Source organism: Paenibacillus sp. GXUN7292 (assembly GCF_050864975.1).
In the GTDB taxonomy this organism is placed as follows: domain Bacteria; phylum Bacillota; class Bacilli; order Paenibacillales; family Paenibacillaceae; genus Pristimantibacillus.
Genome location: NZ_JBOZWO010000015.1, coordinates 20446 through 36640, shown reverse-complemented (window position 1 = coordinate 36640; position 16195 = coordinate 20446). Strand labels below are relative to the sequence as shown.

The following is a 16195-nucleotide window of genomic DNA, read 5'->3' as shown; positions in this document are numbered from 1 at the left end:
TGCATGGGGAGAGTAGCTATGCCAGAATTACCAGAGGTTGAAACCGTCAGAAGAACGTTGGTGGAGCTGGTTGCAGGCAAAACAATCAGGTCTGTCACTGTAAGCCTGCCCCGCATCATACAGCGGCCGATTGAGCCGGAGCAATTTGCCGACGCTTTGGCTGGTCATACGATACAAACGGTTGAGCGCAGAGGCAAATTTTTACGGTTTGTGCTCGACGGAATTATTCTTGTTTCTCATTTGCGAATGGAAGGCAGATACGGCGTATATAAGCAGGCAGAGCCTGTAGAGGCGCATACTCATGTTATTTTTCATTTTGCAGATGGAACTGAGCTGCGTTACAAGGATGTAAGGCAGTTTGGCACGATGCATCTGTTTTTGCCGGGAGAGGAATTTGAGCTCCCTCCTTTGAATAAGCTTGGTATAGAGCCGCTTGATGAGCAGTTTACGCTGAAGGCGCTCAAGGAAACGATGCAGTATCGTTCGTCTAAGATTAAAGCTTTACTGCTCAATCAAGAGCATGTAGTGGGACTTGGCAATATTTATGTTGACGAAGCATTATTTCAAGCTCGCATTCACCCCGAACGGGAGCCGGGTTCTTTGTCTGCAGCGGAATGGAAGCGTCTGTATGAGTCGATTAAGCATACATTGACCAGTGCAGTGAACGCAGGTGGCTCTTCTATCAAATCCTATGTGAACGGACAAGGGGAGATGGGAATGTTCCAGCAGCAGCTGCTTGTATACGGCAAAAAAAATGAACCTTGCCCTCATTGCTCAAGTAAAATAGAAAAGCTGAAAGTAGCTGGAAGAGGCACTCATATTTGCCCAAAATGCCAGAAGCTGCCCAAAGCTGCAGCTGCCGAATTACACACGCGCCTGTCCTGAAGACCTAGATGCCGTGTCGTGTAGCCTTGCGCGCAACCTGGCAGCAAGTTGTACATTTGTATCGGTTATGCACAGAGATAAACTCCTCGCATATGATGGTTGTGTCACATCGGTTAGGCCTGAGCCCTTTTTTGTTCAATTTTTAAATTGACAGGTTAAGGCTCGACAGGCGGGGAGGTAATCAGAGTTGGAAATCATCGTCTCTATGCTCGTACTTGCAATAGCTGTCAGTCTGGACGGATTTGGAGTTGGAATCGCTTATGGCTTGCGGCGCATTCGCATTCCTTTGTTGTCAGTTGTAATTATTGCTTGCTGCTCGGGCTTTATTATATGGCTTTCGATGCAGGCCGGACGCTGGCTAAGCCTGTACCTGTCAGATTTTATTGCCAATCTTATTGGAGCAGTCATATTGATGCTGATTGGCAGCTGGTCGATCGTACAATTTATCCGTTCACGGCATCATAAGCCGGATGCGGATGCTAGTACCGGAGACAGCAGTCCTTCAGAGCAGCTTGTTTCGCCAGATAAAGCAAATAGTGCTCATAATGCCGCGTCCGATAAGGACGCGCCTAAGCAGGTCATATTGCTGGAGCTGAAAAGACTCGGTCTTGTTATTCAAATTTTGCGTACACCACAAGCAGCGGATGTCGATAAGTCAGGCAACATTTCAGCCATGGAGGCGTTTATGCTTGGCACTGCGCTTTCGCTGGACGCGTTCGGGGCAGGCTTGGGCGCAGCTTTGCTCGGTCTGCCTGCGTTGGCAACCGCAATCGTTATCGCTTTTTCCAGTGCACTTTTATTAGTGTTTGGATTGCAGACAGGTTTTCGTTTTTCTGCAATGAGAAATGTTCGTTTGCTGGCATTGCTGCCAGGTGTGCTTTTAGTTGTAATAGGCGTATTAAGAATGATGTAATTGGAGGTGATGGGATTGATTATCGGATTAACTGGCGGCATTGCAAGCGGTAAAAGCACAGTCGCAAGTCTATTGGCTAAGCATGGTGCGCATGTAGTTGATGCCGATCAAGTAGCGAGAGAGATCGTCGAGCCCGGTAAACCTGCATTGGAGGCAATTGCCTCCGCTTTCGGACAAGCTATCCTTCAAAAGGATGGATCACTCAATCGCGACGCTTTAGGCCAAATCGTATTTCAAGACCAATCACAGCTCAAAAAGCTTGAAGCTATTACCCATCCAGCTATTCGTGAACAAATGCAAAGCAGCTTACATAGATTGGTTCAGCAATATCCGCAGTCATTGATTGCAGCAGATATCCCTTTACTATATGAAACGAAGCAGGAGCAGCTTTATGAAGGGATAATGGTTGTGTATGTTCCAGAAGATTTGCAAATCCAACGATTGATGGAGCGCAATGCAATGGAGAAGGAAGAAGCAGAACGCAGAGTAGCGCTGCAGATGGATATAGAGCAGAAGCGTCAAAGAGCGGATTGGGTTATTGATAACAGCGGCTCAATAGAGCGGACGGAGCAGCAAGTGGTACAATTTTTAAAAGCAAAAGGTTTCCTATGAAGCTTAGAGTGCGCAAAAGATTTTATTTGATCGTGCTGCTGATTATATGTGCTGTTCTATTTGTAAAATCAGATTTACTCGCGCCGATTATTTATCCTGTTCATTTCAAGGACGATATACGGATAAGTGCTAGCAATTATAATGTCGAGCCTCAGCTTGTAGCTGCGATTATTCGCTCGGAATCCAATTTCAAAACAGGACGTGAATCCAGAAAAGGCGCGCTGGGGCTAATGCAAATTATGCCGAGTACGGCGGAATGGGTTGTTCAAAAAGCAGGCTTCGACAATGTTAGTGTAGATATGCTGCGAGATCGCGCAGATATTAGTATTGAGGTAGGCACCTGGTATTTGAGCTCGCTGGTGGAGCAATTTGATAACAATAAAATTGCTGCTGTCGCTGCTTATAATGCTGGACCCGGGAACGTGCGCAAATGGCTTAATTCCGGCGTTTGGGACGGCAATCTGGAGACGGTAAAGCAAATACCTTTTGGCGAAACACGCCACTATGTACAAAGAGTTCATTATTATTATAATAAGTACAAGGAGCTTTACCCTAATATGTAGCATGCATTTTTAACGTTGAAAATAAGCAGAAGCCCTGAAGAACTGTCACTTCAGGACAAGCTCTTCAAGGCTTCTATTCATAGAGCATAATATTCAATAATTATTGACGGCTTGATAGGGATTGTTGTGCCATTTGTACTAGACGACGGGTAATCGATCCACCGATCGATCCAGCGTCTTTAGTAGTCATATTCCCATAGTAGCCATCTTGAGGGATAGCGATACCAAGCTCTTGTGCTACTTCGTATTTCATTTGATCCAAAGCGGCAGTTGCTTGAGGTACAACCAATTGGTTGCTGCTACGATTGCTCATTTATGTTCACCTCCTTGCGGTTGGTAAATGTATTATGTGCGGATTTTCGAAGTTCATTCAGGTAATCGTTGGAAATCACGTTTTTTTTATTTTTTTTATTGATGGAAATGTGGATAAGAGTAGTATGTATACGTATAGTTTGATATGATTTATACAGCAGTATTCATTTTAGATAATGGATAACATGAGGCTGTCGATTAAATTGTGGGCAACTATTGATAAGCATGAACTTTAATTAAGCAATTCAGATTATAGATTGGAGGCGGCAAATTCGAATGAAATGTCCCTATTGCGACTATTCAGGAACAAAGGTATTGGATTCTAGACCAGCTAACGAGAACAAATCAATTCGCCGTCGCCGCGAATGCGAGCAGTGCAGCAGAAGATTCACAACCTTTGAAATGATTGAAGAAACACCACTTATTGTTATTAAAAAAGATGGCAGCCGAGAGGAGTTCAGCCGGGATAAAATTTTAAGAGGGCTTATTCGCGCATGCGAGAAGCGTCCGGTTCCCGTTGAACAGCTTGAGGTTATCGTATCTGAGGTAGAAAAGGAGCTTCGCACGACGGCCCATGCCGAGGTTGAAAGCAGCGAGATCGGCGCTATCGTAATGAGCCAGCTCTATCCGCTGGATGAGGTCGCTTATGTGCGCTTTGCGTCTGTATACCGTCAGTTCAAAGATATCGATATGTTTATGAAAGAACTGAACAGCCTGCTGTCAGGCACACCAGAGAAAAAAGAATAGCGAAGGCGTCGAGCTAATTACAGTCTTGCCTCATGCTTTACAGCGATGCGCATTGCAGTTGCGGTGCAGCATCAGCTGTTTAAAGCATGAGGCAGACTTAGTAACTACAGCAGGTGTGAGCAATCGCTGATTAGTCTGGGCTGGGAGAGGCTCCAAAACTCTCTTGGCGTCCTAACTGAACTCTGATTTATTTTTCTTGTTTTCTAAACAGGGTCATTTTGTCGTTGACACCATCAATTGCCATGTGATACGATATTACTTGGTCATACGGGGCCATAGCTCAGCTGGGAGAGCGCTACACTGGCAGTGTAGAGGTCAGGGGTTCGATCCCCCTTGGCTCCACCAAACATAATATTCAACACGCCAAGTAACGGCGTGTTTTTTTGTGTTTGGTGGAGCCCTTAAAGGGGGCGAACCCAGGGTTCAGTCCGCATGCAAAAACCTCCACGATAACGGAACAGCACGACCTTATTTCTATAAACAAGAGCCAAAATAAAATGTAACGGAACTCAGCGTCGCTATATGAGCAAATTGTGGTGAGAAACAAGAAGTTTGCATCAATAACGCATTTGAGTTCCGTTAGAATTTAATCTCGTCCATTTTGGTCCGTATAACGCCTCTTAGTTCCGTTAGCCCCATCCAAGTTTCGCAAACTCTCCCCAACATTCAACTGATAAGTCCGGTATCTTATATTTCCTCCTGCAACTACTAAATGATTGGTATCTACCAGACTACGCAATATACTTCGAGCATATCGATCTGTAACGCGAAGATGTACAGCGAGTTCATTTGGCATAAAAGGCTTGAGCACTCTGCGTGCATATCGAACCGTTTCTGCTTCCACACAATTCAACCGGGCATCCACCTCGAAAGACAGAAATTTTCCAATGAACGATAAGATCAGTTGCTTGCAAAATTCCGGTTCATCACGAATAGACAAGTACGCAATCGGAAAGAAGACCCAATCATCGAGAGACAATAAACTTTGTCTGCGGCACAGATCCTTAAACCTTCGTGTGTCCAAATCATGGGCATGTGACCGATAATCGTGAATTTCAATATCTCCTTTCATATTTCCCGGTAAAAAAGCCAAATCGAGATACCTGTATTCATTATTGAAATCACGGACCTCCCATTCGGGATATAAATAATCGAAGTTACCGACGGTTGGATACCAAATAGAACGCAACATTTCCACCGTCCCGTGGCTTAATCCTTTTTGCAACAACTCGCGTCTTCTGTGATTCTTTTCCTGCTCGATCTGCTTCTGCATCCACGACTCATACTTTTGATTAAATATGTGCTGCCCCTCCTTATCACCTGAAAAATAGAAAAGCCGCTTCGATACATTCAAGTATCAAAGCGGCATGTGAATTCATGTCTGATGGTTCAAGTATAGCATTGAAGTCTGTTCTGTTCAATAGGCTTCGAAAGCAGCTTGGATCAGGAATTCAATAATGGTGTCGTGAACAGTTAAATCGATGCGCTTTTTCAAGCACGACTGGAGAGCATAGTGATGGCGAGCAATAGGAGAAGGAGTCTTTGACTGTTCAAAACTTGACTACGGATCTTCATTTCGTAAAGAGAGGTTATAAACACTCAAACCGCTTCATTCGAAGTGGCTTTTCTTTTATGTGGATTGCCTGGGGGCAATCCCCGGAATTCATTAGGTGCAGGCACAAACCTCTGTTATATTTTCTTACCTTTCCTATAAGCTGCTGGTGACTGACCGATGACGGCTTTGAAGTCTTTAATGAAATGGGCCTGATCGAAATAACCGAGTTCTACTGCCAAGTCCGGCCATATTCTTTCATCCTCTCGCTCAAGGCGTTCCGCAGCTTCCTGCAGACGAAAGCGTTTGATTACCCATTTTGGAGTGACACCGACATATTTGCGGAAAAGTCGCTGTAATTGCCTGATCGATAACCCGCTATGCATACTTAATTCCTCTACCTTAATGATGCTGCTATTATTCATTATTTCCTCTACTATGTGTGCAGCTAGCTCGGCCTGGGCATCACGATCAGGCAGCCAATTTTCTAAAAGAATATCAGCCTGACGTGCCATTGCAGCATCATCGTCTGCATCGAGAATGTCATCTAGCCAGCTGTGAGCACTCGGTCCAAATATTTCAGACGCTGAGATCGTCGCTCCATAAAGTAAAGATATGTCCTGTCCCCAAAACGGGTAAAAGCCGCCTGCACGAAATTTGATACCAAGCACTCTGCCGGATCCGCGAAGCTCACGCACAAACGGAGTTTTTGGAACTCCATACAGCAATGCACGGCGACCTTCGGTATCTTGTTCAAAAGCAAGGTGGATATTCGGATAGGATAGAACCGTTTGCTTGTATGATGTTTCTTTGTCCAAATCGTAGCGAATGCTCCAGTAATGCTCGATGAACGGTTTGAGCTCTGCTCCGGATTCATAACGGGATAACGTATACATGCTTTTTCCAGCATCAGCTTTCAATATACCGCGCGAGGATGAATTCTCTGCTTTTTTCATACTCGTACTCCTTCTCTTTGTTTAATGTCGCTTTTTTACAATACTTCCGAGAATGAAAATTCTATAATAGAGACTAGCAGAAACGAGCTCATTTCGCAAAATAAATTGCAAGAAAAGACTGTTTGAAATGAAATATTTGAATTGGAGGAAAGGCAATGTCAAACGACAAAAAACATAGTGAGGGTGTAACTGGGGAATATACTAAAAACGGGATACCGATAGGGTACAGTGCCATTACGCCGTTTATAGTTGTGAAGGATCCCGCTAGAGCGATAGCTTTCTATGAAACCGTTTTTGGGGCAAAAGTAAAAAGTGTGACGGATGTAGGTATAGACGGTAACTCAATGATTATCCACGCGGATATTGATTTTGGTAATGGATATTTACAATTAGGGGCCGCTAATTCTACTTACCGATTAGTTTTACCTCCAGGAGATGGGAATGCATGCTATTCATTAGGAATATATGTTCAAGACGTTGACCAGACCTTTTCTTTGGCGGTAGCCAACGGCGCTACTGTGAGAGAAAAGCCTGCGGATTTTGTTTCAGGAGACCGATATTGCAGTATTTTAGATCCATTTGGCATCAGATGGTCGATTATGACTCGCATTGTGGATATATCGGAAGAAGAGAGCCAACGCAGGGTGGCCGAATGGAGTAAGAGTTTATAACCGATTTGACCCATCGAACCGGCATCAAGAGCGGAAGCAACTGTGCTGCTATTGCGTCTGTGGTATGCCCTAAATGCGGCTTCGAGATCTGGATAGAGAGCTTTACCGTACAACAAAGTGCGCGTAAGGCTCTTTTTTTATGACTTTAAGCACCTAATGACAACATCATGAAACAATTGGATTTTAAGTTCATTATTGTAATCTCTCAAAACTTACATTGTAAAAATAGTGCACGAAACAATCAAAATAGCACACGATATTTAAAGTGCTTTGAGACTATGATTGAACTAATATAGTGCCGGAAAGATGATATGAATATGGAGGTTCTTCCGTAAGATACCAGATTTATTCGCTGGAAAGGAGCTTTACTCGTGGGGAAACGATGGTTAGAACGAAATATGCGAAATCGCATTATTATTATACTGTTAGTTGTGATCATTGGAATCGGCTTGTATTATACGATGAACAAACTGACTGGCCGAGATAATATAGATCGAGAATTCGACTTGCTAAAGATTGACGATGTTTCTATTCCAGAAGAAGAGTTTCAGTGGTTTTTACAAGATGAAAAAGCTGGAACGGCGAGCTACTTTTATCAAAAGTATGGTGCGGAATATACGGATCAGTTTTGGGAGGCAGCATACGGAGACGAAGTGCCAATCGAGGTTGCAAAGCTCAGAGCGCTTGAGCGGCTGTTAAAGGTAAAGATTGAGCAAGCGCTAGCTGTCGACTACCGATTGCTTAAAGGCTCAAGTACAGCAGATGTTGCAGCGGCAATGGAAGTTGCGGAAAAAAGTAGTTATGGCGCTGCGAATTTAGAGCCATTTCAGGAATATATGTTGTTCCATCAACGGCTTGTGCTTGATGTTAAGCAGCAATATAAGATGAAGGCTAAAGCCATTTCAGAGCAAGAGCTTATGGAATTTTATACGGAAAATAAGGAGCAGCTATTTACTTTGCCCGATGATCTGCTTGTCAAGCAAATCAGCTGGATTAGTAATGAGCCGGATGAGGAGCGGCCCATTGTTCAGCAACTGGTTGAAGAGCTTCAGAATGGCATCACTGTGGAACAAGTATTGCCTAAGTACCAACAATTGAATGCGCTTCAAATTCAGGAGAAGCAATTTGGTGCAAACGAAAGTAAGGATGAAAACTCGTCATCGATGGAAGTGATGTTAAAGGACGAAGCTTATCGGCTGGGACTGAACGAGATCAGCGATTGGATTCCAGTGGGGAATCGGAATTATGTACTTATATGTATGAAGCGGAATGAAGGCCATGTGATCGATTTTTCCGAAGTTAGTTTACTTATAGAGGACGCTCTGTTAGAGGAGCAATATGAGCAATTTATTAAGGAGGGGACGAAACGCGCTAACGTATCAATTAAAGAAACAGGTTGGAACAGTCTCGAAATGCATTAAATTATGTGAAGGAGTGGGGGAAGTTTGAACAAATTACGTAAATCATTATTGATCACGTTAATGCTTGCAATGGTTTTGCAAGGTTTTGCCGGGATTGTTGCTCCGCAGGCGTTTGCAGCTGAACCAGAAACGGCTGCTGCAGATACAGTTCGCCTGAATGCAACGTACAGTGGAACTGTTCGCGCCGGGAGTCATGCGGACAAAACTCAAGCATCTAGTAATGGAGCAATTAGTAGAGAGAATATAGAGGCTAAATGGGCTGGCGATATGAGCTATTCACGCAGAAGCCATTTGGAATTCGGTATTAATGAGTCAGTAAACTGGGAGGATGTAAAAAGTATTAAGCTTGTACTATATCTTGCCCAGCATACAGGCAATGGGAAAAAAGATACCATTCAAGTATTTAAGACCGATAAGCCTGCAGTGAGTGAAGAAAACTGGACATGGAATAATACGAACAGCTTGATGAATAGTGCACAATTAATTGGCAGTGGAACGTTCAAGGAGGTTCATACGGGCTCTTGGGTTGAAATTGATGTGACTGACCTGAAGAATTCGCTAACGAATGATGCGAAAGAGTTTGCAATTGCTTTATATCCTGAACAAAAAGATGACCAAGGCGGTATCATATTTTACTCTCAGCATGCACTTGGAGGCAATTATACTCCATACTTTATGATTTACACTGACAATTACGTGGATACAATTGCGCCGTCGATTATGGTTACAGGACTGACTGATGGCATGAAGGTATTAAATCGAGAGCTAACGTTTAACATCGAAGCTGTTGACAATGCCGATGAGCAACCAACAATCCACCTGCTAGTCAATGGTGTAACTCAACTTGCAACAGCTGGCAGCAACACGGTTGCATTGCAGGCGGGCAACAACGTTATAGAAATTAGTGCTGCAGACAAGGATGGAAATCTATCCAGGACAATATTGTATAACGTGGAATATGAGCAATCGGCAGTTTATCCGGTTACTGCGGATACGTTTACAGATATTAGATCTCCTAATAACAACTACAATAACCTAAGCACTCAAGGCGGACTGCAATTAAAAACTCCTGCTACAGGATCATCAACACGTAAAGTTTATTTGTCATTTGATCTATCGAACAATACTGAAAGCTATGTAAAAGACGCTAAAATTCAATTGTTTGCTCATGAAATGATGGGCTCAGACCGTACTTTAGAAATTGTTAATATTTACGAGATACCTGACTTTAACGAGACTACATTAACATGGAGCAATGCCCCTGCCAACGGCAATAAGGTGGCCGATGCAAGCTATGATCGCAGTGTAGGGCATCAAAACTTTATTAACCTGGATATTACTTCATACATCAATCAAAGGCTTACTTCGGGCGAACCGGTAAGTAAACTTAACTTTGTGCTTCAAATTGAAAACGGTCATGACCAGAAGGGCGCTTTCCTGGCAAGTAAAGAAAACTTTCCGGATCGTGCTGCAAGATTGATTTTGACTAAAGGATTGCCTGCGCCGATATTGACGGTAGAGGGGATCGAAGACCAAGGACTATATTTTGATGAGTTTATTCAAGCTGCTATTCATGCTTCTTCAGTCAGCAGCAGCATCGCCATCGACTTAACGGTAGAAGTGAATGGTCACACTGTTACCTCTAATGGTAACGACTTGTACGATATTCCATTACAAATTGGCGCAAACCAAATTACGATTACTGCAAAAGATTCTGAGGGTAACGTAACTAAACTAGCATATACGGTGAAAAGGTTGAATCCGGCAGCGGCAGGCACATATTATGTTGACAGTGTTGCAGGCGACGACTCCAACGACGGTCTCAGCGAACATACACCATGGAAAACACTTGATAAAGTAAATGCTGTACAATTCCAACCGGGCAGCATGATTTTGTTCAAGCGCGGTTCCGTATGGAATGGTCAATTCAGACCTCATGGATCTGGTGAAGCGGGTCGGCCTATCGTTGTTGATGCATACGGCTCAGGCACGCAAAAGCCGATCATTAACGGTAATGGTATTTCTCATCTGGATACAGGCAACAACGTTGCTGAAGGCGCAGTACATCTTTATAACGTTTCCTATTGGGAAATCAACAACCTGGAAGTAACGAACGAAGGTCCAACCGACCGTTACGCTCTTCGCGCAGGAATTATGGTCGTGGCTGGAGGAGCAGGTTTTGTTGAAGACGTTCACATTAGAAATGTTTACGTCCATAATGTTAATTCTGGTGCAGATGCAGCAAAATTCTCAGGCGGTATTTTATTTAAAGGGGATACTGTCGATGAGAAAGGGAACGTAACCGATATTCCTTCCGGCTTTAACAATATTTCTGTTGAAGACTCGCATGTTAAGAACGTAGCCATTGAAGGCATTCGTACAAAGGTTCATCGCAACGGCGGAGACACTGGAAATATTAAAGGCGTTAACAACATCATCCGTAACAATCTGATTGAAGATATTTACGGTGACGGAGTTGTGTTGTCTGAGGTGTCGGCTGGAAGTGTTATCGAAAATAATATTGTAAGAAGACACAGCAATAACACAACTAGCCGTAACTATGCGGGTCTTTGGCTGTATCAAACAAACGGAGTCATTATTCAATACAACGAAGTGTCTGACGGTGTTAACGGGTACAACGACGGGGAAGCGTTCGACTTTGATATCGGCGCAACGAACAATATTTATCAATACAACTACAGTAATCACAATCGCGGCGGGTTTTTGCTAACGATGACTAGCGCCGGCGCCGGCAATATTTTTAGATACAACGTTAGTAAAAATGATGGACAAGGTACAGAAATTTTCTTCTGTATGAATGACCGTACATCGATTTACAACAACACGATTTATGTTGGTAAAGGAGTAACAACCAATTATTTAATTAATGAAAATGGCGAAAACAATGTCAAAAATATGATTTTTAAAAACAATCTCATCCTGGTTGACGGTGAGATCAAAAACTACTCAAGGATCACGACTGGTCACACGGCGCCAAACGTTTCACACAATCTGTTCTACCCTTCCAGCGTGGCCAGTCTGCCAGGCAGCCCGGCTTCGTATCCAAGCCTAATGACGGCGGATCCCAAACTGACAAATCCGAGCGGGGCAGATGTCCGCATGACGACTTGGGACAAAGAAATTTGGGACCAAAACTTAGCGAAATTTAAATTACAGCCGGGTTCTCCGGCGATTGATGCCGGAACAGTTATTAATAATCCGGGCAATACAGATTTGTTTGGAACACCGTTATATCAAAATCAGCCTGATATCGGCGCACATGAATATGTTGGAACCGAAGTTGAACAATCAGAATTTGATAAGGTTCGCATCGGCTGGTATGAACGGTTAACGGGCAAAGGTGCGATGGATTCGCAAGATCCATATTTTGCGAATGCGATTGAAGGATTGACGCAAGAAGTTTCCAATGCAGATCATACCGGGATTTGGGACGTGATGAACAAGGCGGCCAATCGCACGCATCTATGGAGCGATCTAGCGAGCACATCTAGCTCTGCGCATATTAGCGCATCGTATGTCAATCTAAAGAAAATGGCAGTCGTTTATTCTACAGAAGGCTCAACTCTGTTTCGAAACGCACAACTGCGCGATGATATTATCGGTGGTCTGGAGTGGATGTATACAAATCGCTATAACGAAAATAAATCTCATTATGGCAACTGGTGGGATTGGGAAATCGGTACACCACGTAACCTGAATGACGTTGTCGTATTAATGTATAGTGATCTAACTGAAGCGCAAATCGCGAAATATATGAAGACAATTGACAAATTTAACTCTCGCCCCGATTTCTCCACGCTGCTGAATCGTGCAGAAACGGGTGCGAATATGATGGACAAAGCGTTTATTATTATTTTGCGCGGTGTGATTGAGAAGCGTGCCGACAAAATTACGCTGGGTACTGGTCCGATTCCGGCCGATTTCGAATACGTTACGAAGGGCAATGGTTTCTACGAGGACGGCTCTATGGTGTATCACTCCGATCTGGCTTACACAGCAGGGTATGGTGCGGAGACACTGACCAGAACGGCTGACTTTATCCAATTGCTGAATGGCTCGGAATGGGAGATTAAGGACCCTCGCATTAACAATGTGTACGATTGGATTCTCAATGCCTTCCAGCCGATTATTTATAAAGGCAATGTTATGGATATGGTGAAGGGTAGAGGGGTTTCCAGAAAATCTGCAGAAGATTCGCTGACGCATATTCTATTCCCGACTTTGAGACTGGCTGAAATGGCTAATGACGAGATGGCGGATAAAGCGGAATATATTAAGGGTATGGTGAAGGAATGGATTCTATCTGACACAACACTGGATCATGAGACAGGTACACTTCTATATGAGCTGGCCTTGTATAAAAAATTGCTTGAAGAGGATTCCATCGAGCGTCGCGGCGACCTTGAGCGTAACTACGTCTTCGGCGGCATGGATCGCGTTGTACAATTCAGACAGGACTATGCGTTTGGAATCAGCATGTTTTCTAACCGTATTTCCGCTTTTTCTAAAGGCAACAATGAAAATCTGAGAGGCTGGTGGACAGGTACAGGTATGACTTACCTGTATAACGACGATATTTTGCAGTATCGTAACGATTACTGGCCAACAGTAGACAGCTTCCGCTTGGCTGGAACAACAACAGATGGTTCAGGCAAAGATAAGACTCCAGGGGAATGGACAGCATACCCGAATTCATATTCCTGGGTTGGCGGCTCCTCCATGGACGATCTCTACAGTTCCATCGGAATGCAGTTCTCTATGTCCAAAGTAACCGGAAGTGATTTGAACGGCAAGAAGTCCTGGTTCTTGTTCGATGATGAGATTGTTGCACTTGGTGCGGGAATTAACAAATCGATTGCTCAAGGGCAAGTAGAAACGATTGTCGAAAACCGCATGGTCAATGAAGCCGGCAACAATGCTTTAACGATCAACGGAGAACAGCAGTCTGCTAACCCGAATTGGGATTCTCGCCTTCAAAATGTCACTTGGGCACATTTGAAGGGCAACACGGAAGGCTCGGACATTGGATATTATTTTATTGAACCAGCGGGCATTTATGCAAAGCGCGAAGCAAGAACAGGCTCATGGAGAGATATTAATAGCGGACATCTTGTTGCCGAGTATCCTCCAGTAACTAGGAACTACGTCAGTATGGCGTTCGAGCATGGTCAAACTCCGACCGATGCCGAATATCAATATGTATTGCTGCCAGGTAAGAATGTTGCGCAAACAGAAGCATACAACTTGAATCCTGATATTGAGGTATTGAGCAATACACCGACTATACAAGCGGTTCATGAGAACAAGCTGGGGATGACAGGCATTAACTTCTGGTCGGCTGGAACTCTTAATATGGTGCGGGCGCATAACCCTGCTTCTGTCATGGTGAAGGAGCAAAACAATCAGTTGACGGTATCTGTTGCCGATCCTTCGCATAATCAGAGAACCATTCGTCTTGATATTGCTCGTACTGCGCTGGAGATCGTTGAGAAAGATCCGGCGATTGAAGTATTAAGCCTTGATCCATACGTTGAGCTCCGTGTGAATACACAAGGAGCGCTAGGCGGAAGCTTCAAGGTTGTGCTAAAAGTTGATCCAAATGCAGAATTGCCGGAATTACCGGAAGGGCCGGAGTTAACCTCCTACTTGACAGATGATGCTTACGTGACTAACGGATCAAGCGCCAATAGTAATTTCGGTTCAGATCCGTCTCTGCATATTAAAAGCGATACACCGGGTTATACACGCAAAGCGTATGTTAAGTTTGATTACACTGGTACAAAGGGCAAGAATGTGAAATCGGCAATCCTCAGACTGAATGTCAAAGCCGTAAATACAGATCCGGCTCGTACAATTTCCGTATATGGAACTAACACAGACTGGTCTGAAAATATGATTACATGGAATAATGCTCCAGCAGGTCAAACCTCTATTGGCAGTTTTACTGTAACCAATGGTAGTAAAGGGGCATGGTATGAAATTGATGTAACAGATTATGTCCGCAATCTTGGGATTAACCGGGTCGCTTCTTTCCTTCTCATTAATGAGGGAGCGGCGGCAAGTAAAGGTGATATGTCATTCTCTTCCAAAGAGGATCTTGACAATCATCCTCAGCTAGTCATTGAACTGGAGGAGCCTGCAGCAGACTTCACCGAATTAAATCGTATGATTTATCAGCTTGGCAAGACTTTGGAAGAAGCAGATTCTGGCGATCTGCCTGGGCAATATCCGGCTGAAGCGATCGAAGCATTCAGCGAAGCAATTACAGCGGCACAAGAAGTAGCCCATAATCCGGCAGCAACTCAGCAGGATGTTGATGATGCGGTCAACAGCTTGCAGGAGGCGCTGGATGCATTCCTTGCAGCTGCGATTCCTGATCCGTCTCCAGACAATACTGAACCAAGCTGGCCGGAAGATAGTCTGATGGCATTTACAAATGTTACACAAACAAGCTTAACCCTGACCTGGACACTTGCCGAAGATAACATTGGCGTTACGAAATACAAAGTAACTTGGAAAGGCGGCAGCAAGGAAGTTGCAGGTCACGTAAACCAGGTGAATATTAATGGCCTAAAGGCAGGCACAGCGTATACGTTTACCGTCGAAGCGGCAGACGAAGCGGGGAACTGGAGCACTGGAGGTCCTAGTATTACAGTTACGACAACACCTTCAAGCGGTACGGGTGGCGGTATCATCTACCCGCCGACCGAGCAGCCGGGTTCTGGCGGCAAGGATGATGGAAAAGAAGATGGAGAAGAAGGCAATGAAGATGGATCGGAAGGCAATCAGGAAGAAAACGGTGAGCCGAACGGGCAGCCTAAATCATTTATTGATGTCGAGAAACATTGGGCTGAAGAAGCAATTAACCTTGTAGCGTCTCTGAATATTGTTAACGGGTACCCGAATAACACGTTCAGGCCAGACGCAGCAATTACCCGTGCAGAATTTATGGTGATGCTGGCTAAGGCGTTCAAGTGGAATCAAGAGGTTGCCGGAGTCTCCTTCACTGACACGGATGTAATCGGTGATTGGGCGATGCAAGCGGTCGCTCAAGGATTTGAGCGTGGAATTATTACAGGTTATACGGATGGCAGCTTCCGGCCAAACCAACAAATTAGCAGGGCTGAAATGGCCGTAATGCTTGCTAGAGCGTTGGGTGCAAGTGCAACAACCGTGGACCATACGGAATTTGCAGATGATGCTGCCATTCCTGCATGGGCTAGAGGAGAAATAGAAGCACTTCGCAAACAAGATATCATCCAAGGTAAGAGTCAAAACAAATTTGCTCCGGCAAGCATTGCAACTCGTGCTGAAGTTGCCGTAATTATCGTACGAGCGCTTGGGCTATAGGCGAGTAGTAATCGTATATAAGTAAAAAAAGACAAGCACAACGCAGATGCAGCAGCATAGCATCCGTTGTGCTTGCCTTTATTTCTGAGGTCAAAAACCTACACGATAAGGTCAAAAACCTGCACCGTATTCTCTTTTTGAAACTTTAAAATATAAGAAGAACTCAAAATAACAAAATTAGGCAAGTTCATA

The 16195-nt window shown here is 44.2% G+C and carries 11 protein-coding genes and 1 tRNA gene; 9 read left to right on the top strand and 3 right to left on the bottom strand.

Features of this window, described 5'->3' with window-relative positions; translation table 11 throughout:
* Positions 1 to 18: 18 nt before the first annotated feature.
* The 4 genes from mutM to ACRRU2_RS13960 all read left to right on the top strand — a co-directional run bounded on the left by mutM (position 19) and on the right by ACRRU2_RS13960 (position 2973).
* Positions 19 to 885, top strand: a complete 867-nt coding sequence (mutM, locus tag ACRRU2_RS13975; protein ID WP_432502596.1) for a DNA-formamidopyrimidine glycosylase — start codon at positions 19 to 21, stop codon at positions 883 to 885.
* A gap of 187 nt (positions 886 to 1072) precedes the next feature.
* Positions 1073 to 1798, top strand: coding sequence for a manganese efflux pump (locus ACRRU2_RS13970; protein WP_432502497.1), 726 nt, complete (start codon positions 1073 to 1075; stop codon positions 1796 to 1798).
* Between the two features lie 15 nt (positions 1799 to 1813).
* Entirely contained in the window at positions 1814 to 2410 is a 597-nt protein-coding gene (coaE, locus tag ACRRU2_RS13965; RefSeq protein WP_432502495.1) for a dephospho-CoA kinase, read from the top strand.
* On the top strand, positions 2407 to 2973 hold the full coding sequence (locus ACRRU2_RS13960; RefSeq protein WP_432502493.1) for a lytic transglycosylase domain-containing protein: 567 nt from the start codon (positions 2407 to 2409) through the stop codon (positions 2971 to 2973). Before coaE ends, ACRRU2_RS13960 begins: the two co-directional genes overlap by 4 nt.
* A gap of 100 nt (positions 2974 to 3073) precedes the next feature.
* On the opposite strand, the gene ACRRU2_RS13955 is transcribed toward ACRRU2_RS13960, so the two are convergent.
* A complete protein-coding gene (locus ACRRU2_RS13955; protein WP_432502491.1) occupies positions 3074 to 3286 on the bottom strand; it encodes a small, acid-soluble spore protein, alpha/beta type in 213 nt (70 codons plus the stop codon).
* Between the two features lie 275 nt (positions 3287 to 3561).
* Between ACRRU2_RS13955 and nrdR the strand changes: the two genes are divergently transcribed.
* On the top strand, positions 3562 to 4032 hold the full coding sequence (nrdR, locus tag ACRRU2_RS13950) for a transcriptional regulator NrdR (RefSeq protein ID WP_331698525.1): 471 nt from the start codon (positions 3562 to 3564) through the stop codon (positions 4030 to 4032).
* A 269-nt stretch (positions 4033 to 4301) separates the two neighbouring features.
* Positions 4302 to 4377: transfer RNA gene (locus ACRRU2_RS13945), tRNA-Ala, on the top strand.
* A 241-nt stretch (positions 4378 to 4618) separates the two neighbouring features.
* Here the strand turns inward: ACRRU2_RS13945 and ACRRU2_RS13940 are convergent.
* Together ACRRU2_RS13940 and ACRRU2_RS13935 are read right to left on the bottom strand one after the other, a co-directional pair.
* Positions 4619 to 5305 (bottom strand): transcriptional regulator, encoded by a 687-nt coding sequence (locus tag ACRRU2_RS13940; RefSeq protein WP_432502489.1) that lies wholly within the window; start codon positions 5303 to 5305, stop codon positions 4619 to 4621.
* A 416-nt stretch (positions 5306 to 5721) separates the two neighbouring features.
* Positions 5722 to 6540, bottom strand: a complete 819-nt coding sequence (locus tag ACRRU2_RS13935) for a helix-turn-helix domain-containing protein (RefSeq protein ID WP_432502487.1) — start codon at positions 6538 to 6540, stop codon at positions 5722 to 5724.
* Positions 6541 to 6695: 155 nt separating this feature from the next.
* Here ACRRU2_RS13935 and ACRRU2_RS13930 point away from each other — a divergent pair, with 155 nt between their 5' ends.
* From ACRRU2_RS13930 to ACRRU2_RS13920, 3 genes are all read left to right on the top strand, one after another.
* Positions 6696 to 7211 carry a VOC family protein gene (locus ACRRU2_RS13930; protein ID WP_432502485.1) on the top strand — a complete coding sequence of 172 codons (516 nt, stop codon included), beginning with the start codon at positions 6696 to 6698 and terminating at the stop codon, positions 7209 to 7211.
* A gap of 371 nt (positions 7212 to 7582) precedes the next feature.
* On the top strand, positions 7583 to 8632 hold the full coding sequence (locus ACRRU2_RS13925) for a hypothetical protein (RefSeq protein ID WP_432502483.1): 1050 nt from the start codon (positions 7583 to 7585) through the stop codon (positions 8630 to 8632).
* 24 nt (positions 8633 to 8656) lie between these two features.
* The gene (locus tag ACRRU2_RS13920; protein ID WP_432502481.1) at positions 8657 to 16003 is read left to right on the top strand and encodes a DUF7594 domain-containing protein; all 7347 of its coding nucleotides are present in this window, start codon (positions 8657 to 8659) and stop codon (positions 16001 to 16003) included.
* Positions 16004 to 16195: the final 192 nt, after the last annotated feature.